This is a genomic window from Methylocaldum szegediense (genome assembly GCF_949769195.1).
Lineage (GTDB): Bacteria > Pseudomonadota > Gammaproteobacteria > Methylococcales > Methylococcaceae > Methylocaldum > Methylocaldum szegediense.
In genome coordinates, this window is the sequence record NZ_OX458333.1 from 4,020,361 (window position 1) to 4,045,537 (window position 25,177).

The window sequence follows — 25,177 nt, forward strand, 5'->3', positions numbered from 1 at the left end:
CCTCAACTTTTCTCGGCCGCGCCAGAGGACGATCAAGCTTGTCGGCTGAGATGTGCCAACCTGTGCGCATGGGCTTCCCAGTTTCGACCGTCGAAGGGTTCGACGACCAATTCCTTGGGCTGCGGTGTCAGACAGCGGACGTTCACGTCGTAGCCGTCCGGGTTGGACCTCGGGATGTAAAAAGGCTTGATCCCGCAAGTCTTGCAGAATAGATGCTTAGCGACGCCGGTGTTGAAGGTGTATACGGCGAGGTTCTCCTCTCCCGTCAACAGCCTAAACCTGGACTTGGGAACGATGAGATGCAAAAAGCCGGACTTGGAACAAATCGAGCAATTGCAGTCCTGACAAACGACTCGCTCGGGAGCTTCGACTTCGAAGACGACCGCTTCGCAGTGGCAACTGCCGCGATAGATCATGGTTTTCCTACTCATGAAAAAATGCTGACATCGCAGACCTCGTGTACGACCTTACGGGCATACGTAAACGATCCAGGGTCATGATAGCAGACAGGTCGTCCATCGATGGCGTGGGCGGTGGGTACGGTTTTATGGGTCGTTGTTCGCCCAGCTAACGGATACGCATAGCCTTACAAAGCATTCATCCTTCGCTCGAGAATCCACCGCGATCATCGCCTGCACGGTGTACTGGCCGAAGCGGCGCGACGATTGCGGTACGTTCCGCTAGCGCCAAACCTCCCGCGATCGGATTTCGGTTTCACAAGTCGCAGTTCTGTTCGTCCAACAGGATCGGCTCGCCGCCCGGCGAGATGCGTGCGAGGCGACCCCGATTTAGCAGCCGCAGTAGTGCCAGCAAGCCCTCTGCATCGCGCTCCGGAAGCGGTTCGACCAGCAAGCGCTCAGCGGGGTCACTTCCTCCGAGAATTTTGGCGATCAAGGCTTACACCGAGCGGGAATCCCGGACGATCAACGTGTCGACAATCTCTCTCCGGCACAGGGCTTCCGACTAGAGATAGCCGAGTGAGGCGCGCGGTGGACGAGTGCGGGTGTTTCACCAGACGTGATACCGGACGTGGTCCCCGCCTGGAAACTGGAAGAAGCCCTGCAAGCAATGGTGGCGCACCAAGGCGAATTTCAAAGTGAATGTGTCACATCGCTGAGTGAATACGTCACATTTAAATTACACATCCCCGTCTAGACTTTTGCCCCTGAGAACTCCTCACCAAAAAAACACGGACAGAGAGACAACTCTCCAGCCGCTCCCCAGCGCGTTGACCCGATGTGAAGTCGTGAGGAACGAGAACGAAATTCAAGACGAAGAGGAGCATGCGAAATGAGCATAGCGAGGCGTCCATCCGCCGTGCGCCTTCAGAATGACTGGAATGAGGTCACCCAGTGGGATGACTATGGCCAGTCCGCTTCTGCCCCGAAGAACACGGCAGAAGCGTACTGCTTTCATCCCGGCGTGTTGCCTGAGGAACTTCGCATCCTCATGGTAGGTATCGGCGGGCTAGGTGTGGCCAATCTGACCCGGCGACTGCGCGACCTCATCGCCGACCGGTACTGCCATGTGTGTACGGCGGAGCAGCGCGGTGTCGCGCAACGCCGGGCAAGCACCGCTGCTACGCTGGTCGCCGGTCGTTCGGTGTGCGCGCCTTCCCTCGACGTTTCGGACGTAGACATCCTGATCGGACTGGAACCCCTTGAGGCGCTCCGGTATCGCGATCGGCTGCGGCCCGGCTCCCTGTGTCTTCTTTCCGATGTACGTATCGAAACCATCTGCGGCGGACTCCGGCAGTACGCCGACACGCGGGAAATCGTATGCGAACTGGAATGGCAGGGTGCTCAGTGCGTGTTGATTCCCCTGGCGCAATGGCATCGGTCAGAGCGCATGGAGCCGGTTTATGCATCCAGTGTCATGCTCGGATTGTTTTGCGCCGTCTTCGATATCGATATCGAACGGGCCAAGACACTCGCCTTCTGCGGTTTGGCGCCACGTATCGCGCACAAGAACATACGGGCGATGGAATGGGGGTTCCGTCAGTTCCGCAGAGAAGCATCCGACATGGCTCTCTTCAATAGTCGCCAAGACTCATCCGATTACATCCTCCACGGCTATGGCGAAACGGAACTCGCCGAAGCCAAGGTTTAACAAGAATCGAGAATCGACAGATGTCTTGCTGTTACATGTTTCCGGGTTTGGGGGCGGATTACCCCGGCATGATCGAGAAATTCCGTATTTACCATCCGTGGTCGCAAAAGCTCTTGGCCGATTGGAGCGAGCTGGTGGGCTGCGATCTCAGCGCCGAGCACGCCGCTAGTGACTGGGAGCGTGAAAACCTACACCAGCTGCGGATACATACCCTCAACCTCCTGTGGTGGCGCGTCGTACGCCAATCCAGCCTCGACGCGAACTACAGCTGTTGCGGCCATAGCTTGGGTTTTTACGCCGCAGCGGTGGCTGCAGGCTCATTGACCGAGGAAATGTCGTTCCGTTGGCTTCAGGCGATGTTCAGCGCCGCTTGGGACGAATTCCAGGAGAATACCGGGAAAATCGCGGTTATCACCACCAACACCCCGATTGGGGCCCATAGTCTCGCGCGCCGCTTCTCCGTGGAAGTGCTCGCGATCAACAGCGCCTACCAGATCGTAGTGTACGGGAGCGAACAAGATATCGAGCGGCTGTGCTGCACGCTCGAGGGAGCGCTGATTCGTCGGGACGATTTTGATGCCCGTATTCCCTTCCACTCTATCCGTATGTGGCGCGTCACCGAAACGGTCGCCGCGCGTGCCGCAGAGCTGGGTTTGACCGTCGGCCCGCCGGTACAGGCTTTGTGGTCGCACATCACGGGCGAGCGGCTGTTTTCGGCCGACCAGGTGTTCGCCACGCTTACGCGCCAGCCCTGCCAAACCGTGTTGTGGCAGCAACTGGTTCGAAATCTCCGTTCGCAGCACTACAGCGAATTCGTGGAAGTCGGTCCCAGTCGGGTGTTGACCCAGATTGCTCGATGGAACGCCCCGCATACTCCCGTGCGGTACGTCGACAATCTGCGAAAAGCCAAACGATCCGAAGCGAGGGGTTGAACATGGCGTTCCTTAATGGTTGCGAGGCGGTAGCGCGCGGCGCATGGGAAGCGGGTGCCGCGTTCGTGGGTTCGTATCCTGGCTCGCCGGTCACCGGCGTCGTGGAAGGACTCCTGCGCTTTCCCGAGATCAAGACCCAATGGATGGCCAACGAGAAGGTCGCCCTGGAGGCCGCCATCGGCGCCGCACATGCCGGGCAGCGCGCCTTGGCTGTGATGAAGCACGTAGGTTTGAACGTAGCGGCCGATCCGTTCTTCAACGTCGCCTACACCGGCACCCGCGGCGGGCTGGTCATCGTTGTCGGCGACGACCCGGGCGCCAAGGCTTCGCAAAACGAACAGGACACGAGGATGCTCGCCCAGGCGGCGCACGCACCCGTGCTCGAACCTTCCGATATCGACGAGGCGTTGATCTTTCCGCGACTCGCTTTCGAAATCAGCGAGCAGTTCGACGTCCCCGTCGTGGTAAGGGTAACGACCCCAATCTGCTACGGCACCTCCAGAACCGTAATGGGCGCAAGACGCCGCGTTTTCCGGAATCTGGGCTTCGCCGCTCCGATAGAGAAATACCTGTTGCTGCCGGCATTCGTCCCAGCGCGGCACAAGGATTTGGTGCGGCGAATCGACCGCCTGGCGAGCGGACACTGGAGCCGCTGGTTCATGCAAACCCTGATGCCGACCGAACGCCTGGAAAAATATCCTTACGGCATTGTGGTGACGGGCTTCCCCTATCATACTGTCCGCGAACTGTTCGAGGGGCGGGCGCCGATCTTGAAGGTCGGCATGAGCTACCCCTTGAATAAAGAAGCGATCCTGGAGTTCTCTGCCCGCTGCGAGCGCATTCTGGTGGTCGAGGAATCGAGCCGATTCCTGGAGCAGAGTATCCGCGCCTTGGGCGTCAATGTTGCCGCGCGTCCTCATTTCGACGGGGTCGGCGAATTCTCCCTCAAACAACTCGAGAGTCCGGACATCCCTGAGATTGCGGAGCGTCTGCAGGAACGGATCGGCCAGAAACGAAAAGTGATCCCGATCCGGCAGCAGGTTACGACGCCGGAGAAACGCTCCAGGCTTCCGTTGCCGCCCCGTCCCCCCGGGTTTTGTGCCGGCTGCTCCCATCGCGGGATCTTTTACACGCTGGGCAAGCGCGATCTCTATGTGGTCGGCGACATCGGCTGCTACACCTTGGGCGCACTGGAGCCCCATGGCGCGCTGCACGCGAATCTGTGCATGGGGGCAAGCCTCGGGATTCTACAGGGCTACCTTGCCGCCATGGGGCCGGAGGCGGCCAGGTCCTGCATCGCCGTGATCGGCGATTCGACCTTCTTTCATTCCGGTATTCCTTCGTTGCTGACCGCCGTGGCGGCGAAGATACCGGGAACCATCCTGATCCTCGACAATGCTGGAACAGCCATGACCGGCTTCCAGCTCACTAATCGGCCGTTCCAGCGCGACGATTGGGAACGCCTGCTGCAGGCGCTGGGCGTGCCTGAATTCGCCGTGGTCGACGCATTGGACTTGGACCAGCTGGACTCTACCCTGGATGCCTTCCTGGCGTCCGACCGCCTGTCGGTCATGGTGGTCAAGGGTAGTTGCGTGCAGGGATTGCCGCGGAAGGGGCCGACCAATTACCGGTACACGATTAACGCCGACCTTTGCACCCAGTGCGGGGAATGCCTGAAGGTCGATTGCCCGGCGATCGTGCCGTCTTGGGACCGGCAGAATGCTCGACTGGGTTCGGTGGCCATTTCGAGCGAGTGCATCGGCTGCGGTTTGTGTTCGCAGTCGTGCCCTCAGCACGCCGTCATCCCAAGAACTCTGTCCTTCAAGTCTCGCGTTCTGACGCGGATGATCGCGCCGGTGCCGTGGCATCGGGTGATCAGAAGGCTACGTGCGATTCCGCCGATTCGAAAGCTGTTAAACGCATTCGAAAAAGAGACTCATTAACTTTCTTCTTAACTCTTTTAGCCACAAGCGAGGAGAAAAGCCATGCAAATCGAGCAAATCAAGACCGAACTGAAAAACATTTTCGCCGACCGCCTGAACATGGATATTGCCGCGATCAATGCGAGCGACGATGACGGATTGTTCGATCCGGAAGGATGGAACATCGACTCCATCGACGTGATCGACATCGTGCTCGGCGTGGAACAGACCTTCGGGGTGAAACTGAAACAGGACGAGGAGGTGCAAACCCACTTCCGGACCCTCAACACTCTGGCCGAACACATCGGTCAGCTGTTAGCGGCGAAAGCCTGAGCTCGTCACAAGCGGCCGGTCAAGTCCGTAGGGGAGTATCCATGAAACGTATCGCTATCACGGGCCTAGGGATAGTCAGCCCAATTGGCAATAACGTGAGCCAGTTCGAAGCCTCGCTCCGGCTCGGCCGGTCGGGGGTGAAGGAGAACCGCTGGCACGACACCGAGGGCTTCGCCTCAAAACAGTTCGGCAAGATCGAGGGATTCGAGGTTCCGGCGGAAATCGGGAACCGCGCCAAGAGGCACTACTCGTCGGTCGACCTGTATGCTCTGGCGGCCGCCATAGAAGCTGTGGAGTCGGCACGCCTCCCGATCAATTCGGTCGTTCGCGCCGGTACCGGCGTGGTGCTCGGGAGCGGCGGCGCGGTCGCTGACACGGAAGCCTACGTGACCCGCGCCGTCCGCAAGGAACCCCGGCGCCCGTCCCGCTTGCTCACGACCAATCCGGACAACGCCGGTAATGTAGTGGCCGCCCATTTCGGGTTCCAGGGGCCGCGCAGCAGCATCATGACTGCTTGCTCGTCCGGCGCCACTGCCTTGGGCTACGCGGCCGATTTCATCCGCGAGGGCTATGCCGACGTGGTGCTCGCCGGCGGAGTCGAGGCGGCCTCCTACGTGACCCTGTCCGGTTTCAACGCGCTCGGCGCCTTGAGTCCGACAGTGACCCGGCCGTTCGATCTCAACCGGGACGGTATCGTGCTCGGAGAGGCGGCGGCAGTGTTGGTACTCGAGGACATGGATTACGCCTTGCGCCGCAAGGCGCCGATCCTGGCTGAGTTCGTTTCCTACGGCCTGACCTCGGACGCCAATCACATCACTGCCCCCCATCCCGAAGGGGACGGCATGGCACGCGCCATGAACATGGCGCTCCGCAAAGGAGGCGTAAAGCCAGAACAGATACGCTACATCAATGCCCACGGCACCGGCACGCAGCTCAACGACAAGTCGGAAACCGCCGCGGTCAAGCGTGTCTTCGGCGAAAAACCCGAAGGCCTTTGCATGAGCACGATCAAGCCGATGATCGGCCACACGCTATCGGCGGCGGGTGCCATAGAAGCCGCCGCGACAGTGCTGAGCCTGCAGGGCCAATTCGTCCCGCCGACGCTCAATTACCAGACGCCGGACCCCGAATGCGATCTCGATTACGTGCCGAATCGGGCCCGCAATCACGCCATGAAATACGCCATGTCGAATTCCCTGGCCTTCGGCGGCAACAACACCTCTTTAATTTTTAGACGCTATGAAGGGTGAAACCATGGGATTCGAAGACAAGGTCGCGTTAGTGACCGGGGCTTCGCGTGGCATCGGCCGCGCCATTGCTAAAGCGCTCGCGGAGGCGGGCTTCAAGGTAGCCGTGAATTACGCCAGCAACCGTGACAAGGCGGAAGAACTCTGCCGGGAAATCCAGGAGGCCGGCGGAACCGCCCGGGCCTATCCGGCGAACGTGGCGGCGGCCGCCGAGGTCGAGTCCATGGTCGAGGCGGTGACCAGCGATCTCGGACCAGTCGAGATCCTGGTCAACAATGCCGGCATCATCCGCGACAGCTTTCTCGCCATGATGTCGGAGGCCGCCTTCGACGACGTGGTCGACACCAATCTGAAAGGCACCTTCCTGGTGTCCCGTGCCGTCGTCAAAGACATGATGCGGCGGCGCTTTGGGCGGATCGTCAACGTGGTGTCGATCAGCGGCCTGATTGGAACGCCGGGGCAGGCCAACTATGCCGCGTCCAAAGGCGGTGTCATCGCCATGACCCGCGCGCTCTCCAAAGAACTGGCCCGCTACGGCATCAGCGTCAATGCGCTGGCGCCCGGGTTCGTGGACACCGACATGCTGGCCGGCATGAATCCGAAACAGCTCGAGCCGCTGATCAAGTCGGTTCCCATGGGCCGTGCCGGAACCCCGGAGGAAATCGCTCGAGTCGCCTGCTTCCTGGCTTCGCCCGAAAACAGCTATATGACCGGGCAGGTGATCGTCGTGGACGGAGGTCTCAGTGTCTGAGAAAGCGCGGGTCTACCGCTTGAACCGGCCCACTCGGATGACGCTTCGTGCCAGTGCGACCCTGGTCGTCGACGGACCGCGGCGATTCCTAGTGGACGGCGGCGACTTCGCCTCGACGGCGGAACTCGACGCAGCCTTGCGCAGCGTGGTCGGTTTCGGTCTGGACGGCATCACCGATGCCTATTTCACGCACCTGCATTTCGACCACTACCGGGCGTTGGCGCCCGAGTGCAGGGGATGGCAGGTGCATGCCCCCCGACAGGAATATCGATTCGTGTGCGAGTTGATGCGCTATCGGGAGGACCGCGCAGCGTATAAGGCCTTTCTTAAGGAGACCCATGAACTCATCGCGCCGGTGTTTCTACGCGAATTCCTGCGCCTCGCCACGGACCCGCGTTACGACTTCGAGTCATCCGACCGTGTGCCGGAGTTTCATCTGTGCGATCCCGGCGAGCAGCTCTCGCCCCATGTCGCCACCGTGGATCTAGCCGGCCATTGCCCCGGCCAGATGGGCCTCTGGGTGGATACCGAACAAGGTGCCTGCATGATCGCAGGCGACGCGGTGCTGTCCTTGGACGATTTTCTCGCGACGGGCATCGATCATCATCTCATTGTCCACGATCGGGAACTGCTGCTGGCCTCCCGCCGCCGTGTGGCCGAGGCCGATTTCGTCGTGCCCGGCCACGGCGAATGGTTCGATCCCCGGCGCGGCAACCTTACACCTTTTTAACGGAGTGATTCGTCATGACTGATCAGATCGTCATTACCGGCATTGGCATCGTGAGCTCCTTGGGCTCCGACGTCGATACGGCCGTCCAGGCAACGGCCGAAGGGAAGAGCGGCCTTACGGAGACCGATCGCTTCGGGCCCGAACGCCGCCTTGGCGTCGTCCAGGGATTCGATGTCGCCGATTACCTGAACCCAAAGAAGGCGCGCCGGATGGACCCGATCAATTGCTACACCATCGCAGCCGGCAGCCAAGCGTTGGCTCACGCGGGGCTGCCGTCAGACCTGCGTCGGGATTGCGGTCTCCTGGTCGGAACCGGTTTCTCCGGTCTCAGCAGCGTGGTGGAGCATCAGAAGAAATTCCTGCGCGACGGTATCAAGACTCTGAGTCCCGCTCATTTCCCGACTACGGTATACAACGCCAGCGCAGGGCTTGCAGCGATCGAGCTCGGCGTGGCCGGCCCTAATTCCACTGTCACCGGCGTCGACGTGAGCGGCGAGTATGCGCTTCTGTATGCGTCCATGATACTCCGCCAGGGACTTACCGAACGCATCCTGGTGGTGGGTGCCGACGAGCTCAGCCCCGCGCTGGTGGAAGCTTTCCACGATCTGGGCCTGTCGGGCGACGAGGATTCCTACCCGTTCGCCCGCCGCCGTTCCGGTTTTATCCTGGGCGAAGGCGCGGCAGCTCTGCTGCTGGAGACGAAAAACGCCGCGTTGGAGCGTGGGGCGAAGATTCTCGGAACTATCGAAGGCATCGGCCTGCGATCGTCGGCCAGGGACGCGTTCGGCCACGATTCCGAAGGCGCCAGCGCCGCGATCGATCAGGCGCTGACTCGATCCGGGTGTGAACTCGCCGATATGGACTGGATATCCAGTCCCGCCAACGGCGGCAAAAGCCTAGATCGCTTTGACGCCGAGGTCTGGCGGCAGATGCTCGGCGACGCCTCGGCGAGAGTTTCGGCAATCAAGGCTTACACCGGCGAGTTCGCCGCCTCCGGCGTCCTGCGCCTGGCTCTGGGCCTCGCTTGCGCTCAGCGCGGCGTCGTTCCGGCGATGAGCGAGGGCGTGGATTACGACGAAGGTATTGCCTCCCTCCTCAATTACAGCACGTCTAGGGAACGGGTGTCCCGCTTCCTTCACCACGGCTCAGGCGTCGGCGGCACCCACGTCTCCGTGGTCGTCGGCTGCGGTTACGCGGCTTAGGAAGAAGAACTATGCGACTCGAACGCTCAGACATCGAATCCCTACTGCCTCACCGCCACCCTATCCTGATGCCGAACTACATCGACATCGAGGTGCCGGGCGCGGCCGGGACCGGCCACGTCACCTTGGCAGAGGATCGGACCATCTGGAACGACTGGACCGGGCGCGATCTCGCCGACGAACTGGTGCTGGAAAGTGCCGCCCAGATCATGGGCGTGGTGCTCGCCACTGGCGCGGATCGCCCTGAATCGCGCGAGGACGCCCGCCATTTGCTCCTCGGATTCGAGCAAGTGGAATTCGACGCACCCGCCGATCCGGAACGGGACATCCATATCGAAGTCCGCATCGACGCTTGCTTCGGTGGCCTCTGCCGGGGCGGCTTCCGGGCACTTCAGGGCGAGGCTGTCATTGCCGCCGGCCGGGTCACGGTCACGGGAGCTTGAGCCATGACGACGAAATCCTATGCCGTTTCCGCTGAGCAACCTGTGTTCGTAGGGCACTTTCCTGGCAATCCCATACTGCCGGGCGTGTTACTGCTCGCCTTCGCCCGCAAGACTCTGACCGAGACGTACGGCCGTCCTTGCCGCATCCGCCGCATCGTGCGGCAAAAGTTTCTCGCACCAGTGGTTCCGTCCCAGACCGTTCAGGTGGAATGCGTGCCTACCGAAAGCGAGCGCCTGCCCACTGAAGTCGCGTGCCGCTTCGTCAATCAGGACGGCGTCCTGGTCGCCAAAGCAGACCTTGTGATCGAGTTTTCGTTATGAACCGTCGTTCCGCACTGAAAGCACTGGCCGTCCTTGGGGGACTCGGATTGGGCGTTGGAGCGAGCTTTCGTGTCGACGCCAAAGGCCGGCCCAAACTCGTCAACCTTCCGGACACTTTTGACGAAATCGACCACTTCGGGATCACACACCAGGTTAGGGATGGCGTTGCCTTCAAGATCCCCGAGCCTTCGCTGCGTAAGGATATCGTCATCGTGGGTGGCGGCATCTCGGGGCTGACCGCTCTGTATCGACTCGCCGAGTACGATTGCCTGCTGGTCGAAAAGGAGGATGCGCTCGGCGGCAACTCGCGGCGTCGACAAAGCCGAGGCATCTTTTATCCCCTGGGGGCGCTGGTCAGCCAGGGTCCGGTGTACCCCTTCATCGATTTCTTCCGGGAACTGGACGTGCCGTTCGAGCCCGTTCAGGGCTCCAGACTGGCCTATCATGTCCGCGGCCGGCTGGTCGAAGACCCCCTGGCGGAAGACGGCTGGCGCCGCTTGCCGTTTTCAAGGCAGGAACGCGAAGGGTTCCGTCGCGTGCGCGACGATCTGGCGGCGCTGCGCCACCCCATCGACGGCATCTTCTTTCCGCGCGCCGACAATCGGGCGGAGATCCGCCAGCTCGACCGTATTACGCTGAGCCGCTATCTCGCGGATAAAGGTTACCCGGAATCCGTGAACCAGTTCTTGAAGCTGATGCTGAGCTCCCGTCTCGGCGAAACCGGTGAGGAGGTCTCCGCCTGGATCGCCCTCTACCTGCTGTCGAATCTACCGGCTCCCGCCTATACGCTGCCCGGTGGACATGGTGCCATCTCCGACATCCTCCGCGAGCGCTGCCAAGCGATCCGCCCGAATGCCTTGATGACCGGATTCACCGTAATCCGGGTCGAGAACCGTCCGGACGGCAAGGTTTGGGTGACGGGATGCGCGGACGACGGTTCGCTGCAAACCATCGAGGCGCGCTGCGCCGTGATGGCCGTCCCCAAAGTGTTCGCGAAGCACGCCGTGGTGGGTTTGCGCGAGGAGCGGCCGGATATCTATGACCGGTTTCGCTACAACGCCTACCTGGTTGCCCAGGTGGAACTGTCGAGACGGGTCGCGCCCGCCTTCGAGACTGCGAGCGCCTCGAGGTTCAGCCGCTTCGTCGTCGCTGCCGACTGGCTTCGCAGCAATCGCGATCCGAAAGGATCGAGCCATTTGACCGTGTACGTGCCGTATCCCGGCAGTGCGAGCCGTATCGAACTGTTCGGCAGCTCGGCCAGGCAGCTCGCGGCGCGCATCGTGGCCGACCTGAACGCCATTTTGCCCCGAAGCCGCGGCGCTATCGAGACGGTTCGGCTACACCGTTGGGGACACCCGATGGTCGGGTGTGGGCCCGGCATGGACGACATCCTGAATGCTGCTAAGCAGCCATTCGGCAATATCGTCTTCGCGCACAGCGACTCCTTCGGCATCGCGGGACTTTATTCCGCCGTATGGACGGGCATGGAAGCCAGCAGCGATGCGCGAATCGTTTTGGAAGAGATCTAGCCGGATTCTGTTCAACCACCTAGAGGAAAATGAACCATGATGTCAGTGAAACGACTGCTTTCCGTACTTGTGCTTGCATCCATCAGTGCCCACGGCCTCGCGGCCAACGTGATCTATCTTAAGGGCGCCGAGGCCAAAGACGCGCTGGCGAAATACGAAGCCGCCTTGCGCCAAAATCCGGACGATTTCGAGGCATTGAAATCCGCGGGCATCATCCTGCATCAACTCAGCCGCGCCGAACCCGACAAACAGCGGGTTGAGACGGCGGAGCAGTATCTGAAGAAGGCTCAGAAGCTGCACCCTGAGGATCAGGAGGTGGTCGGCTGGTTGGGCAGCGTAATCACCATGAAAGCCCTGTTCGAAACCGACCCGGGCAAGCAGACCTTTTTCGTCAAATCCGGTACGCGCCTGCTCGACAAGGCCGTGCAGAAGGATCCCGACAATCTGGTGGTGCGCCTAACCCGTGCTTACAACAGCATGGAGCTGCCGGTCTTTCTGAAGCGGACCTCGTTCGCGGTGGTCGACTTCAAACATTATCTCGCGCTGTGCGAATCCCGGGAGTGCCCGGCGGAACAGCTGGCGGATGCCCGCGGCAAGCTCGCCGAGGCGGAAAAAATCCTCGCCGAAAACCGTTAAAAGCTAACGTATCAGAAGGACATCGACTCATCATGCCGTACGCAGCCATCAACGACACGGCAGCCGGATCGGGTCCGGCATCGCTCGCCGAGCGTCGCGTGCTGATCACCGGTGCCAGCGGCGCCATCGGTGCCGCGATCGCCGCGGCCATCGCCGACGCGGGTGCGCGGGTTTGCCTCCATTACCATCGGAGCGGCGGCCCCGTCGAGCGCCTGGCCCAGCGCATCAACACGGAGCGGGGGCCGTCCCGGGCGTTTTCCGCGCAGGCCGACCTGACCGACCGCGAAGCGGCGGAAAACCTGTTCGATTGCGCGTTCGAACGGCTGGGCGGCGTGGACATCCTGATCAATTGCATCGGTACCGCACGCGACGATTCGATCCTGATGCTGACCGAACGCGATGCGGACCTCATGATGCGGGGCAACCTGGCGCCGGTGGTCTACCTGTGCGAGGCCATGCGGCGCCGATGCGCCGCCCGGGATTACGGCCGCATCATCAACATCACCTCGATCACCGGCCTGGTGGGGCAACCCATGCGTTCGCTGTACGGGGCGGCGAAAGGCGCGGTCATCGCCTACACCAAGGGTCTGGCGCGGGAAATCGCCGGCCGCGGCTGGACCGCCAACTGCATCGCGCCGCAGGTCCTCGACGGCGGCATCGCCGATGTCATGAAACCCCAGGTGCGCGCCGCGATCATGGGCAGCACGCCGATCAAGCGCAGCTGCACCCCGAACGATCTGGTCGGCGCCGCCCTGTTCCTCGCCTCGGCCGAAGCCGGCTTCATCACCGGAACGGTCTTGAACATCACGGGAGGGCTGGTCACATGGTAAGCCATCCCCGGATCTGGCTCCTGGGGCGCGAAACCTACGCCGGCGCACTCGCCGACAGGCTGGCGGCGCTAGGCGCCACGGTCCACCACTCCGAGGATTCGGATGCGACCAATGCCGAATCAGCGACGGAACGTCTGGAACGATCGATGGAAGCGGCGCACGCGGCGTTGGGCGGTATCGATGCGCTGGTCTTCCTCGACCGTGTGCGTCGGGCCTCGCCCGAGTGCGATCCGGACGAAGTACTCACGGAAACGATCGCCGCGAGCAAGAGGCTGTTCCTCGCGGTACGCGCGCTGGCGCCGAGGATGGCCAAAGATGGCGTCGAAGGCAATGTGATCGTGATCTGCGATGACGCCGGCAGCAGCGGGCGCGAAGGCTTCCTGGCCGGGGCCGCCGTGGGAGGCGCGCTGATCGGCATGAGCAAATGCCTGGCCAAGGAACTCGGCCGCTACCGGATCGCCGTCAATGTCATTTGCCACGGTTTCATCGAGGGAATCGATACCGGCGTCCGGCTCACCGCCCACGAACAGATGTTGTTCAAGGTGATGGGGCTTGGCAGGCAGGGCAATCCCGGCCACCTCGCCGCCAATGTCCTGCATCTCGCTCGCGGCGGCCATTGGATGACCGGGCAAGTGCTGCGGGTAGACGACGGTTTGATCATGTAGACACGGACATGCCGCGAGTTTCAAAGACCAAGATGGAATCATACGAGAACGAAAAACCTATGGGCTTCATTCAAATAAGCGATTTGCACAAGACCTACCAACTCGGCGAGAGCCAGGTGCATGCGCTTCGCGGCGTCTCTCTCACCGTGAAGGAAGGCGAGCGCCTGTTCCTAGGCGGCCCCTCGGGAAGCGGAAAATCGACTCTGCTCCACATCATCGGCTGTCTCGACCGCTTCGATCAGGGGCGTATCGTCGTCGCAGGACGGGATGTCGCCTCCGCCGACGATCGGGCATTGGCTGATTTCCGCGCGCGCCATATCGGCTTCGTTTTTCAGAATTTCAATCTCTTGCCGGTGCTCACGGTATTCGAGAATGTGGAATATCCCTTGCTCCTGAACGGCGAGAAAAGCGTCAAGAAACGCCGCGGCCGGGTCGAAGCGATGTTGGAGGCTGTGGGGCTGCTCACGTATGCCAAACACTATCCGAACGAGCTCTCGGGCGGGCAACGACAGCGGGTCGCCATTGCCCGCGCCCTGGTTCATCATCCGCGCCTGCTTATAGCGGATGAGCCGACGGCCAATCTGGATTCCACTACCGGCGATGCGATCATCCGCCTCATGCTGGACCTCTCTCGCAAGCAGGGTTCCACAGTGATCATTTGCACCCATAACCGGGAACTTCTGGACAACGCCGAACGCTGCGTCCTGCTCCGGGACGGCCAGATCGAGAACGACGCGACGGCGGAAACTCAGGGGAGGACGGCGGCATGTTTCTGATCAAGGTTGCTTGGCGCAACATTCTCCGCCACAAGCGGCGTTCGCTGTTCGCTCTGCTGACGATTCTCTCGGGCGTCACCGGCATCGTGCTGTTCGGCGGCTTCGTCGAAGCCAACTATGTCGGTCTCCGGGAATCCGTGATTCGCAGTCAGTACGGGCATCTCCAAATTCACCGCGCGGGCTATGAAGCGAACCACCGGCAGGACCCCGACCGCTACCGTATGCCGCCGGAACAGGCCGAACAGGTCAAGGCGCTTCTGGAGAGCAACCCGCATGTCCAAATGACGTCGCGCAGGCTCGAGTTTACCGCGCTTCTGGGTAACGAAAAGAATAGCCAAGCGGCCATCGTGCGCGGTGTCGACCCGGAAACGGAGACGCTGATCAACTCGGCTTTGACGATCATCGACGGCACCGATCTGGATGAGGAGGAACCCGAGGGCGTACTGCTCGGGGAAGGCCTGGCTCAAGCGCTCAATGCCAAGGTCGGCGACCAGCTTTCGCTGCTCGCGTCCACCGTCAACGGCGTGATGAACGCGGTCGACGTGAAAGTCCAGGGCATCTTCCAGAGTTTCGCCAAGGAATACGACGATGCCGCCATGATGATGACGCTCCCGCACGCGCAGCAGCTCCTCAATACTCAGTCGGTCGACACCGTCGTGGCGCTCTTGGACGAAACCATGGCCTTGGATGAGGTGGTGGCGGACGTGGCCGCGCGCAGCCAGGCGCAAGACCTCGGCATCGAATGGGTCGAATGGCATAAGCTAGCCACCTTCTACCAGAAGGTGGTGGATCTCTACGACGGCTTCTTCCTATTCATCAACCTGGTGATTTATGTGGTCGTGGTGTTCGGCGTGGCCAACACCATGATCGTCACGGTCATGGAGCGCACCGCCGAGATCGGCACGCTGCGCGCCATGGGCACCCATCGCGGCGGCATCGTCCGGCAGTTCCTGATCGAGGGACTGATGCTGGGTGTCCTCGGCGCCGTTCTGGGCGTGCTCGTGGGTATTGCCTTGACCTACTCGCTGAACGCCCTAGAGATCATGATGCCGCCGCCTCCCGGATCGTCCAAGGGCTATCCGCTCCGTATCGCATACGTTCCGGAGATCTGGGCTGGTTCGGTCGGCGCGGTCGCCCTCATCGCCCTGTTCGCTACCCTGGTGCCGGCCATGCAGGCGGCGCGGAAATCCATCGTCGACGCCCTGAGATACGTTTGATCACTATCCATTCGTGAGGAAACATCCATGAGATACGTTCTATCCTTCGTGACCAGCGCTTTGCTGCTGGCTGTGTCCACTTCCGTGCCTGCGGAAGACATACCTAAGAGCGACACCCCGTCGGCGGTCGAGTTGCTTCAAAAAGCTGACGAATACCGCAATTTCAAAGGCAAGTCGTTTGCTTTCGATCTCAAGCTAACCAGCATCGAGCCCGGTGAAGCCGAAAAGACGTTCCTGCTCAAGGCCGAGATCCTGAATGCCCACACGTCGTTGATCATCTATGCCGACCCGGTCAGCGAGCGGGGCAAGGCGCTCCTGATGGACAAGAGCAATCTCTGGTTTCACTCGCCCTTGAGCAGTAAGCCGATTCGCATTACGCCACAGCAGCGGCTGCTGGGCGAAGCCTCCAACGGAGACGTCGCCAGCACCGACTTTTCCGGCGATTACGATCCGACCTACCTAAGGCACGAAACCGTGGACGGCATTCCCTGCCATGTTCTCGAGCTGAAAGCCAAGCCTGGCAGTCTCGCGACCTACGACAAATTGCACCTGTGGATACAAGAGAAGAACTTCATGCCCTATCGGGCGGAGTTTTTCGCGACTACAGGAAAGCTGCTCAAGACGGCGCGCTACACCCGCTACGAGAAGCTTCCTGACCTGGGCGGCAAAGAGCAATTGGTCACCATTGAGATCCAGAATCCTTTGAGCGAGGGCAAGAAGACCATCATGGAATACTCGCAGTTCAAGGTCGCTGATCTCCCGGTTTCTCGGTTCACCGTGTCGGCGCTCAGCAGGCTGAGATGAAATCGACCCGCTACGGCGCCATCGTTCTCATACTGGCGGCCGCCTTCTTCAGTCCTCAGGCTACGGCCTTCGATCTAGGCGGTGTGGACGTTCGTGGACAGGCCGAAGCCGCATGGCAGTATGCGCCGCTCCGTGACGACACACCGTTCAACCCTGACGGACGGATAGTGGACTTCCCGGCGCACACGGGCATCCTGGGGCTGCGCTTGTCGCCCATTTACGGTGCGGGGCCCTTTACGCTCCGGGGCGATTTCTGGGGGCAGCAACGGATAAGCAGCACGGATGGGGATGCGGATTTCTACACGCAGATGGCGGCGCTCGATTGGAACCTTTCCGACAACGTGGTGCTCAGCGGGGGCGTTGACATTTTCAAATGGGGGCCCGGCTACATCTGGAATCCCAGCAATCCTTTTCAGGACCAAGAGCTGAATTTCGAGGACCGGGTCATCTCGTACAAGCGGAACGGCGAGGTTTACGCCAGCCTCGACTGGACCGGGGAGGATGGCTGGGGTGCCACCGCCTACGTACTCAACCACAAGTCGCGGGAAAAAGTCTACGGACCAGATATCCGCTATGACTGGGCCTACGCTCTGAGGCTGCGCAAGCAGTTCACCAGCAGCGATGTGGCTCTGACGTATGCCCGTATCGGAGACATGAATTTCGTGGGCGGATCCTATTCGGCTGCGATCGGCGACAAACTCGAACTGCACGGCGAATTCAGCGTGCGCGACCGCCGCCGAACGGCACTGCCGAGACGCATCGACCTGCCCGGTGGAACCGAGAGTTTTTATGTATTCGACCGCGATGACCAACGCGAATGGCGGCCGCAATTCCTAGTGGGTGGACAATACACGACCGAAAGCCTAGTCAACGTAATTGTGGAGTATCTGTACAACGGCGAGGGCTATAGCAAAAGGGAGTTCGACCGGCTCGAAGACGCTGCTGAATCGAGCACGCCGCTGCTCGATTCCCCTCTAGGACCTGCGGCCGGCGGCTTTCTGGGCACGGCGAATACGCTGCTTGGGCGCATGCAGCGCCACTATCTGTTCGCCCGCATCTCCGACAATCACCTGATCGGGGATTTGGACGCCCGCGCCTTCCTCCGTTACGGCATCGAGGATCAGGGCGTGTTGGTCGGCGGATTATTGCGTTACCCGGTTTTCGACCGGGCGGCGATCCTTATGGGGGGCCAATACTACGGCGGTGGGTCTGGGTCGGAAACCCGAGACATCCCCTTTGGCTTCGTCGTCTATTCCGGCGTCGCCATCTACCTTTGATTTCGACAACGACCTGAAGGTGTTCACAATATGAAAAAGAAGACTGTGCTTGCTCTGGCAGCGGCCGCCTTCATTGGTGGCTGCGGCAAAGAATTTCCGGAGACGCCGTGGTCTGCGGCGGAGCTCGAGTTGCGCCAAGCCGTCGAAAATCAGACCGACTATGACAGTCGACTGGAGCTGGCGCGCCTCTACTTCATGCACAATCGGATTGACGAGGCCGACGCGCTGCTGCGGGAACTCATCAAGGAAGATCCGGAAGACATGACGGCGAAAGCCTGGTTCGCCGCGAACGAATGCAAGATCGCCGGCCGAACCGGACCTTGGCTGCTTGGGCTGGAAAAGCTCTATTTGGTATGGGATTGTCTCAAGGATCTCGACGAAGCCGTTAAAAAAGCGCCGGACGACTTCACGGTACTGCTCGTGCAGATGAATACGGATGCCGAGGTCGACATGTACGGTTCCATGCAACGCGCTCTCGACATCCGGGCGCGCCTGGAAAAACAGATCGAGGCAAAGCCGGATGCCTACCCACCGTCGGCCCGGTCCGCCTTTTTCGAGACAGCAGCCCACATCGAAACCCTGCGGAAAAACCCGAAAGCCGCAGCCGACTACTGGCAACGGATCATCGCGCTGAACGCGGATCCCGATGGTGTCGAGCGGGCGAAACGGGAAATCGCGGCATTAGCCCAGGCGCCTCAGAACCCTTAGGCTTCCATGCGATAGAACCGTCTTCTTGCCAAAGCGTTAAGGAAGCTCTGAAGGAAATCCGCTCGTTCAGAGCTTCCTTAAACGCGAACCGACTATTCAAGACTAACTACCGGGCCGCTTATGGCGCCTGGTCTTCGCAAGTTACCCAGCGTTCCCGTGGGCGGGCAAGCAGCGGGGTGAGCCGGCGGATCGTGTCGGAGTCCTTGTATTTTTCGCGAACGGCGTCCGCATCCGCCCGGCTCCGCCAATGGGCGAACGCTATGATATGCCCCGGAGCATCCTGATCGATGAAAATCTGATGCGAGACGTAGCCCTCGAAGCTTCGCATGTCCGACCACACTTGGCGCGTCAGTTGAAGCCCTTCTTGTTCCGCACCGGGTTTTAGCCAAGTATCCCAAATAACTGTAATCATTGACTCCCTCTTAATTTTCATGCTCGTTACGGGCTTTTCCGCGACGGCTTCCGAGCGAGGCCAAGCCTGGACCGGTGGAGGCACGGCTGCTGGGCAGGTTTTACCCCGCACTCTCGACGACGACAATCATCCAAGCCACGCCGAATCGGTCAGTGACCATGCCGAAGCACGGTGAAAAGAAGGTTTTGCCCAACGGCATCTGCACCTGTCCGCCCTCGGCTAGCGTGTTGAATAGCCGAGCAGCCTCGGTTTCGTTCGGCGCCGAAAGCGATAGCGAAAACCCCTGGAAGTTTGGCTGTCCTTGGCAGAGGCCGTCGGAAGCGTACACCGTGCTGTTGCCGATGCGGAAGCTCGAATGCAGGATTTTCTCCTCGGCTCCGGGCGGGAGCGGGCACGCAGGAGGCTCAGGGCTTTCCTTGTTGCGCAGCAGCATCGTCACTTCGGCACCGAGTGCACGCTGATAGAAATCGAGCGCTTCCTTGCAGCGGCCTTCAAAAAACAAATAGGGTTGGATGTGCATGGTTTCTGCTCCTATGGGGTTGGGGGGAACGCCTAGGGGCCACTCGAGAGTTGCGCCTCGATGCGGTCGAAATTCTGTTCGTTTGCAACCCTGTACATCGCCAGGAGTTTTGTCGTACTCGGTGCCGCTTGTCGAGGCGGAAGGGTTCGTTGGTTTCTCCTCATTTATTTATTATCGAATTGCGAGAACACTCGTCTTCAAGCGGCGGAGGATCTGTTAGGTGCCACGCGGGCAATGAGCTATGGATCGTCGCCTGGAATATCGGTTTTCTTTCCGGAATGCGGATTCAAAAGATTTCGGCATTGACGACATTCCAGAGGTATAGGGACGCGACTGTGCGATAAGGCTGCCAAGCGTCGCCCAAAGCTAATGCCTTTTTGGGGGAGGGCACCTCCGGCATTCCGAAGACTTTCGCGATACCTTTTCGAAGCGCGTAATCATCGACCGGAAAGACATCCGTCCGCCCCAGGTTGAAGATGAGCAGCATCTCGACCGTCCACCGTCCCACCCCTCGAATCGAACTCAGCCGCCGCACGATCTCGTCATCGTTAAGCGCGACGATGATTTCGGCCGTCGGCACAGTGCCGTCCAGCGTCTTCGACGCCAGATCCTTGAGCGCATTGATTTTCGGCTGCGACAAGCCCGCGCTCTTCAAAACGTGGTCGGGGGTGCCGAGGAGTTCGCCGGGCTCCGGGAAAGTCGCACCTGGAAATAGGGCTTTCACCCGGCTCAGGATGGCGGCCGCGGCTTTGGGCGTGAGCTGCTGGTGAACGATGGCACTAAATAATCCCGTGTAAGGCGAATGTTCGGTATTCGGCTTGAACGATAGGGGCTGGGACAGCCAATCGGCCAAACGCGGGTCCTGGGACTTGAGCTTGGCCGCCGCTCGCCGGAGGTCTTGCGCAGATTTGAGCGTAGGCGGTAGCCCCCAAGCGACGCCTTCGACGGCCAGCATCCGGGATTTGGTCGTCAATCCGCCCGGCGCGGAAAAGCCGCCGGGTTTGCCGCCGGCCGCTACAACGCGGTGGCAGGGGATAATGAGCGGGATCGGGTTTTTCCCCAAGGCGTAGCCGACCGCCCTGGCCGCGCCGGGCCTAGCCAGGGTTTCGGCGATCTCGCCGTAAGTCGCTGTCTTTCCCGCTGGGATGGCGCGCGCGGCGGCGTATACTTGTCGAGCGAACGGCCCGACGCCGTCGAGATCAACTTCGACGTCCCGAAAATCTTCGGGATACCCTTCGAAGTGCCTGCGAACTCGCTCGACAATCGCGGCGATCGCAGGCGGCGGGTTCGATGGGCGTCCGCCTGTTTCCCGCGCGATTCTCTCTTCCGTCGCCCGCGCATCGATATCGGGCAATTGAAACGAGGTCACGGCCGGCCGTTCGCCCTCGCACCAGGCAATGCCGCAGGGGCCGAGCGCAGTCTCGAAGATGTAGTAGGCGGTAGGTTTCATGGACAAGCTTCTCATGCGGGATCGGAGTGTCTTTTAATAAAGCACGACCGAGTGCCATGCCAAGGACTGCCCATGCACCGGACGGGCGTCTGTCGGCTATCGTCGTCATGGCTCATCATGGCGCGCCCATCAGCCGGTAATCGAACTCGGCGAGACAGCCTAATCGTCGACTTCAGGATTTTCAATGGAATGGATTACCCGGTTGCCCTTCGCTGCTACTGCCAATGGTGACATGGAGGCTTGCAGGAAGCTCTATGGTCGTTCCCATCCCGGCGACCCGGATGGATTGCACCGATGCGCCGGCTAGTACGGTAATCCTGTGATTGGCACCGCTGATCCACAATGTTCTCACCGCACTGCCGGCAGGCACCCGAACGGTATTGCTCTCCCCGGAGACATAGAGGTCGAAAAGTGTCGGATGCGAGGCGGCAACGTCTTGTTTTGTTCCTGAAACCGTGATTTCCGCAACGCTCTCGCTTTCGATTGTATAGAGCAGCGATTGATCGGCACAGCCAAACACGGCGGCTGTCAGGGCAGCAATAACCCATCCTGCAAGACTACGGAGGCGCATAAACATCTTCGTATTGAACACGATACTCCAAGAGCGGTTACGGTAATGGTTTCGCCGAGCAATGTCTTTGTATTGTTGCCTGCAATTGCAGCCGTTGTTAACGAGTGTAGCAAGACGCCCTCGGAATACCGTGAAGAATGTCGGATGACTTCGCTCATTTTCCGGTTGTCGGGACTCGTCACACGCCGAGGATTTCGAGGGACAGGGACGTGTAAGATCGGACCTGGGCAGAGGATCACCGGATCTATCGACGACGGCAGGAATCGGTTCACCCGAACCGAAGAAGATATCCAACGACCTCTGCGAAATCTGTTTCACCGCACGAGCGCGCGGCAAGCGCTTAAAAGTGGTAGTTGACCGCTTGGATGAAGTAGCCGGGGCGATGTTTCTGGGCAGCTTCGCCTACCCAAGTCAGCCTTCCATTAACGTGGCGGTAGGTCGCGCTGTCTATGCCGTGGAAAAAGTACGGCCAAACCGGTAACCATCAACCATAACGCGGTAGGGAGCGGAACCGGAGCGACCGTCGCGGACGACACATTGGCCGTCAAGGGATTTCCGTCCGCATCGCCGAGTGCGTTGACAACTAGGTTCAACAGGCTGCTGCCGGCTTGCAGGAGGTTGAACGTAACTACCGCCAGGATAAAACTGTCGGCCTGCAGGGCATTTAAATCGTCCGGCGAGTCGAAGGACAGTTCGAAAAGGTTCAACCCCCCGCTACCGCTTGACTCGGCCGAAGTAACGTTTGCCCCGAAATCGAGAACGTCCAGTTCGTGTCCTAACACCGGGTCGCCGAAATGGGTATCGACATATTCCAAATGGCTGCTGTCGAAATGGAGATCCAGATCGTAGCTGCCTAGGGAGGGCGCTTCGCCGGTGCCAAGTCCCGCAACCGTGATGCCGATGTTGATCGACGACGCCGATTGGGACAGCGGGGTGATCGCCAGTGTAATCGCGGATTCGGCAAATCCCGATATGGACAATAGCAGCGCTCCGATTAGAGGTTTGCAATAACGGTCTAGCATCTTGATAGTCTCCGGTTAACGAGTTCCTCGCGGGAACGATCCAGGGAAACTCCACCCCGGGTTTGGTCCGAGATCACGCGCACGGATTTCCGCAAACCACATGAATCCAGAGCGGAACCCGGTTGTCGGGAGTTTCCCTAGATGGATAAGGGATGGCATGCACACTTTACTCACTCAGTCGCGCAACGTGGACGGGTGCACGACAAGGTCAGTTTGCGGGCATCGAGCGCGTCGATCGTACCGTTGTTGTCGATATCGCGGGGATCGTCCGGGCCGGATGTCGGTTGATTCCTGGCGGCGAGGATCAGGTCGATATCCAGGCGATCGATATCACCGTCGCCGTCCAGATCGCCGGCCAGCGGGGTTGTTTCGCACGAATCGGGAATATGATTGGCATCGGCGTCAGCGGCCCGGCCTTGTTCGATATCCAGGACGTCCGACAAGCCGTTTTCGTTGCAGTCTGGAAACACGTTCAGATAGTAGACGTCCTGCTCGCCGTTGAAGGTTGCGGTATAAGCCACGCTCGCGCCGTCCCTCCTGGAAACCAGGGTCGAATAGTCCCCTATCTTCAGGGATGCGTGCGGATTACCAATTGTGGTATCGAAAGGCTGGCTGACCGGAACGTTCTTGCTCCAGGTTACGCCACCATCCCACGAATACGCGTAATACAAGCGCGAGACGTTATAGCGGCCGCTCTCGCGCGTGTCGTACCAGACGGCATCGATGCGCGAGTTCGGAGCCACCCCCATCATGCCGAACCATTGCCACGAGTTTCGATTGGGCGGGTCGTCCGTTGACTCTGATCGGTGCAGACCAAGTCTCGCCGCCGTCGCTGCTTCGGATGAATTTGATGTCCAGATTGTCCTCGCCGGGTGGATCGATCGTCGCCAGCACATAGACATTGCCTCGCAACGGCCCGTCGGACAGGTCGACTCGAACTTGAACGTCGCCGATAGGACCGTACTGATTCGGATTGTTTCGAAAATGGAATAAAGGCGCGGGACCGCCGATATCCACGATTCGCGTTGTAAAGCTGGGTATCGAAGCGGGATCTCGCGCGTCTAACGATTTCGAGAAAATGTGCTGGTAGTGGTTTCGATTCTGGGTCTCTTCGTCCCACTCACCGGGCTCGAGCCGTCCGGCGATATACAACTCGCCGTGCGGCCCTACCGCCATGGTGCCGAAGCTTGGATTACCCGGAATCCCCACCGGCGGCTCGAAACTTGCGCCGCCGTCGATAGAACGGGTGAAACACTCGTCATCGCCCGTTTCGCGCCAGTTGACGTAAATATGACCATCGCCGATTCCGCCGCTACGGTCTACTACGATCTGGCCTTTATCGCCGCCTCGTCCGTGGGCGAATACCGGGTTCTGCCAACTGCGTCCGCCGTCGGTCGACTTGATGACCTGAATGTCTTCGATAAAGACGCCTTGCTCGTCGAAATGTAGACTCTGAAAGTAAAAGTTCCCCTGAGCATCTACATCGATAACCGGATTGCTCCGGCCCTGTCCAGGCGTCAGCGATCCTGGAAAGGTCCAAGTAGCACCTCCGTCGTGGCTATACGCCCAGCCGCCTTGGCGAAAGGAGGACTGCACGGAGTCGAACTGGCGCCAGGCGATGACGATGTTGCCTGGGTCCGTCGGATTGATGGCGATGGTCGGCTCGTTGGCCGCATCGCCTACGATTGCTGCAAAGAGCGATTGTCGGATCCATATTCTTTTCGATTCGGCTTCTTGCATAATTTTTTTCCTAACGGTTTGTTAAAACTGTTTATTTCACGGTTTTCCGCTTTGAAGCGGACGCGGCTAAAACGTCCATTTCATGACCAATACCATCCTGATCCAAGTGGTTACGCACTAAACCGCTGGCGGTCGCTGATGAATCTCTTCCACGGAGAAGTAAGGAAAACGAGTCGGTGAGCGGCGCTCTCACCGGTATAGCGCGAGTAACTAAAGCAAATACGATGCCAGACGGCTATGGCAATTTGGGTTTGAAAATCAGGATTCGTCTACCGACAGATACCCCGAGAATACTCAAGGGAACTGAGGGCGAAATTGCCGCCGACCGGAGTAAGAATGCCGATCTACAGGTAGGTGGAGGGATGTCAGAAGCGAGTATCGATTTCCTATCTAAAATTTATTTGACGAACGGATATTCCAGGATCCAAACCGAAAACGATCAGGAGGCCCCTTAAAGACTTAAGCAGCTATGAAAAATGACACAAACCATGGCGCCAGGTGCCATTCTAATTAATTATTTTTATTACTGTATCTCGAATGATATGTGAAAGTCCGCAAATCACTATGGTATATCGCCTGATTTTTAAATTGAGGACTGAGGCAATTCCGAAAATCTTAGAGCGAGATCTTATTTCTTATTCAAAATGGGAGAGAATCCCGATTATGTGTAATCCAGGGACTGCGAATTTTGCTGCGGAATCGGAAGACTAAACATCTATAAATTGCTCCAACTGGTGGCGGTGCGGGCCGTAGCCGCTTGAGGCAGAGCGCGCCCGGCATCCGGCCGACGGCGAATGGCGGGGCGGAAAAGCCGCGGAAAGGGGTGAAAAAACCGGCCAAAGTAATCGAAAACCTTCTGTTCCGCCCAAAAAAAATCGTTCGGCGATCGGCAAGGGAGAATATGGGGGAGTTTGTTACCGTCCTGCTGTTAGGGTCAATCCTCACATTCCAATATGTTGGAACGTGAGAACTGACGCCGTTGACTTCCGAAGAGACGATAACTCTGAGGGTCATTAGCTGACTGTACAGG

The 25,177-nt window shown here is 59.8% G+C and carries 28 protein-coding genes; 19 read left to right on the forward strand and 9 right to left on the reverse strand.

The features are described from left to right. Positions 1-32 precede the first annotated feature (32 nt). Positions 33-431 (reverse strand): GFA family protein, encoded by a 399-nt coding sequence (locus QEN43_RS17440; protein WP_235726537.1) that lies wholly within the window; start codon positions 429-431, stop codon positions 33-35. 283 nt (positions 432-714) lie between these two features. Continuing rightward, positions 715-894, reverse strand: a complete 180-nt coding sequence (locus QEN43_RS17445) for a hypothetical protein (RefSeq protein ID WP_026609578.1) — start codon at positions 892-894, stop codon at positions 715-717. Between the two features lie 396 nt (positions 895-1,290). Between QEN43_RS17445 and QEN43_RS17450 the strand changes: the two genes are divergently transcribed. Genes QEN43_RS17450 through QEN43_RS17540 form a run of 19 tightly spaced genes read left to right on the forward strand, consistent with a single transcriptional unit; the run spans position 1,291 to position 18,432 of the window. Further along, positions 1,291-2,109, forward strand: a complete 819-nt coding sequence (locus QEN43_RS17450) for a 2-oxoacid:acceptor oxidoreductase family protein (protein WP_026609579.1) — start codon at positions 1,291-1,293, stop codon at positions 2,107-2,109. Between the two features lie 20 nt (positions 2,110-2,129). After that, positions 2,130-3,041, forward strand: coding sequence for an ACP S-malonyltransferase (locus QEN43_RS17455; RefSeq protein WP_317963446.1), 912 nt, complete (start codon positions 2,130-2,132; stop codon positions 3,039-3,041). A 2-nt stretch (positions 3,042-3,043) separates the two neighbouring features. Then, entirely contained in the window at positions 3,044-4,984 is a 1,941-nt protein-coding gene (locus QEN43_RS17460) for a thiamine pyrophosphate-dependent enzyme (protein WP_051331506.1), read from the forward strand. A gap of 42 nt (positions 4,985-5,026) precedes the next feature. Further along, complete coding sequence (locus QEN43_RS17465; RefSeq protein ID WP_026609581.1) at positions 5,027-5,296, forward strand: acyl carrier protein; 270 nt, start codon at positions 5,027-5,029, stop codon at positions 5,294-5,296. 41 nt (positions 5,297-5,337) lie between these two features. After that, positions 5,338-6,546 carry a beta-ketoacyl-[acyl-carrier-protein] synthase family protein gene (locus QEN43_RS17470; RefSeq protein ID WP_026609582.1) on the forward strand — a complete coding sequence of 403 codons (1,209 nt, stop codon included), beginning with the start codon at positions 5,338-5,340 and terminating at the stop codon, positions 6,544-6,546. 4 nt (positions 6,547-6,550) lie between these two features. Beyond that, on the forward strand, positions 6,551-7,294 hold the full coding sequence (gene fabG, locus QEN43_RS17475; RefSeq protein ID WP_026609583.1) for a 3-oxoacyl-[acyl-carrier-protein] reductase: 744 nt from the start codon (positions 6,551-6,553) through the stop codon (positions 7,292-7,294). Continuing rightward, positions 7,287-8,024, forward strand: a complete 738-nt coding sequence (locus QEN43_RS17480) for an MBL fold metallo-hydrolase (RefSeq protein WP_026609584.1) — start codon at positions 7,287-7,289, stop codon at positions 8,022-8,024. Before fabG ends, QEN43_RS17480 begins: the two co-directional genes overlap by 8 nt. 14 nt (positions 8,025-8,038) lie before the next feature. Next, positions 8,039-9,226 carry a beta-ketoacyl-[acyl-carrier-protein] synthase family protein gene (locus QEN43_RS17485; RefSeq protein ID WP_026609585.1) on the forward strand — a complete coding sequence of 396 codons (1,188 nt, stop codon included), beginning with the start codon at positions 8,039-8,041 and terminating at the stop codon, positions 9,224-9,226. Between the two features lie 11 nt (positions 9,227-9,237). Further along, a complete protein-coding gene (locus QEN43_RS17490; protein ID WP_026609586.1) occupies positions 9,238-9,669 on the forward strand; it encodes a hypothetical protein in 432 nt (143 codons plus the stop codon). Positions 9,670-9,672: 3 nt separating this feature from the next. Further along, positions 9,673-9,990: a MaoC/PaaZ C-terminal domain-containing protein gene (locus QEN43_RS17495; protein ID WP_051331507.1), complete on the forward strand. Its 318-nt coding sequence runs from the start codon at positions 9,673-9,675 to the stop codon at positions 9,988-9,990. Next, positions 9,987-11,519: an FAD-dependent oxidoreductase gene (locus tag QEN43_RS17500; protein ID WP_026609587.1), complete on the forward strand. Its 1,533-nt coding sequence runs from the start codon at positions 9,987-9,989 to the stop codon at positions 11,517-11,519. Before QEN43_RS17495 ends, QEN43_RS17500 begins: the two co-directional genes overlap by 4 nt. Before the next feature lie 36 nt (positions 11,520-11,555). After that, on the forward strand, positions 11,556-12,155 hold the full coding sequence (locus tag QEN43_RS17505; protein ID WP_026609588.1) for a tetratricopeptide repeat protein: 600 nt from the start codon (positions 11,556-11,558) through the stop codon (positions 12,153-12,155). Positions 12,156-12,187: 32 nt separating this feature from the next. Beyond that, on the forward strand, positions 12,188-12,985 hold the full coding sequence (locus QEN43_RS17510; RefSeq protein ID WP_051331508.1) for an SDR family NAD(P)-dependent oxidoreductase: 798 nt from the start codon (positions 12,188-12,190) through the stop codon (positions 12,983-12,985). Further along, positions 12,979-13,650 carry an SDR family NAD(P)-dependent oxidoreductase gene (locus QEN43_RS17515; protein WP_051331509.1) on the forward strand — a complete coding sequence of 224 codons (672 nt, stop codon included), beginning with the start codon at positions 12,979-12,981 and terminating at the stop codon, positions 13,648-13,650. Before QEN43_RS17510 ends, QEN43_RS17515 begins: the two co-directional genes overlap by 7 nt. Positions 13,651-13,709: 59 nt before the next feature. Beyond that, positions 13,710-14,426, forward strand: coding sequence for an ABC transporter ATP-binding protein (locus tag QEN43_RS17520; RefSeq protein ID WP_051331666.1), 717 nt, complete (start codon positions 13,710-13,712; stop codon positions 14,424-14,426). Next, complete coding sequence (locus tag QEN43_RS17525; protein WP_026609590.1) at positions 14,417-15,643, forward strand: ABC transporter permease; 1,227 nt, start codon at positions 14,417-14,419, stop codon at positions 15,641-15,643. The genes QEN43_RS17520 and QEN43_RS17525 overlap by 10 nt, the downstream gene beginning before the upstream one ends. A gap of 27 nt (positions 15,644-15,670) precedes the next feature. Next, positions 15,671-16,447: an outer membrane lipoprotein-sorting protein gene (locus tag QEN43_RS17530; protein WP_026609591.1), complete on the forward strand. Its 777-nt coding sequence runs from the start codon at positions 15,671-15,673 to the stop codon at positions 16,445-16,447. Beyond that, the gene (locus QEN43_RS17535) at positions 16,444-17,724 is read left to right on the forward strand and encodes a hypothetical protein (RefSeq protein ID WP_026609592.1); all 1,281 of its coding nucleotides are present in this window, start codon (positions 16,444-16,446) and stop codon (positions 17,722-17,724) included. Before QEN43_RS17530 ends, QEN43_RS17535 begins: the two co-directional genes overlap by 4 nt. A 30-nt stretch (positions 17,725-17,754) precedes the next feature. Continuing rightward, the gene (locus tag QEN43_RS17540) at positions 17,755-18,432 is read left to right on the forward strand and encodes a tetratricopeptide repeat protein (RefSeq protein ID WP_026609593.1); all 678 of its coding nucleotides are present in this window, start codon (positions 17,755-17,757) and stop codon (positions 18,430-18,432) included. Between the two features lie 118 nt (positions 18,433-18,550). Here QEN43_RS17540 and QEN43_RS17545 read toward each other — a convergent pair whose 3' ends face one another. From QEN43_RS17545 to QEN43_RS17575, 7 genes are all read right to left on the reverse strand, one after another. Continuing rightward, on the reverse strand, positions 18,551-18,844 hold the full coding sequence (locus tag QEN43_RS17545; RefSeq protein WP_026609594.1) for a putative quinol monooxygenase: 294 nt from the start codon (positions 18,842-18,844) through the stop codon (positions 18,551-18,553). Between the two features lie 100 nt (positions 18,845-18,944). Continuing rightward, complete coding sequence (locus tag QEN43_RS17550; RefSeq protein WP_026609595.1) at positions 18,945-19,364, reverse strand: VOC family protein; 420 nt, start codon at positions 19,362-19,364, stop codon at positions 18,945-18,947. A gap of 286 nt (positions 19,365-19,650) precedes the next feature. Beyond that, positions 19,651-20,814, reverse strand: a complete 1,164-nt coding sequence (locus tag QEN43_RS17555; RefSeq protein WP_317963447.1) for a methylated-DNA--[protein]-cysteine S-methyltransferase — start codon at positions 20,812-20,814, stop codon at positions 19,651-19,653. A gap of 181 nt (positions 20,815-20,995) precedes the next feature. Next, positions 20,996-21,406 (reverse strand): hypothetical protein, encoded by a 411-nt coding sequence (locus tag QEN43_RS17560; protein WP_156912674.1) that lies wholly within the window; start codon positions 21,404-21,406, stop codon positions 20,996-20,998. Between the two features lie 401 nt (positions 21,407-21,807). Beyond that, entirely contained in the window at positions 21,808-22,407 is a 600-nt protein-coding gene (locus QEN43_RS17565) for a hypothetical protein (protein ID WP_026609598.1), read from the reverse strand. 170 nt (positions 22,408-22,577) lie between these two features. After that, positions 22,578-23,150: a hypothetical protein gene (locus QEN43_RS17570; RefSeq protein WP_156912675.1), complete on the reverse strand. Its 573-nt coding sequence runs from the start codon at positions 23,148-23,150 to the stop codon at positions 22,578-22,580. Continuing rightward, entirely contained in the window at positions 23,089-24,147 is a 1,059-nt protein-coding gene (locus QEN43_RS17575) for a sialidase family protein (protein WP_026609600.1), read from the reverse strand. The genes QEN43_RS17570 and QEN43_RS17575 overlap by 62 nt, the downstream gene beginning before the upstream one ends. Between the last annotated feature and the right edge of the window lie 1,030 nt (positions 24,148-25,177).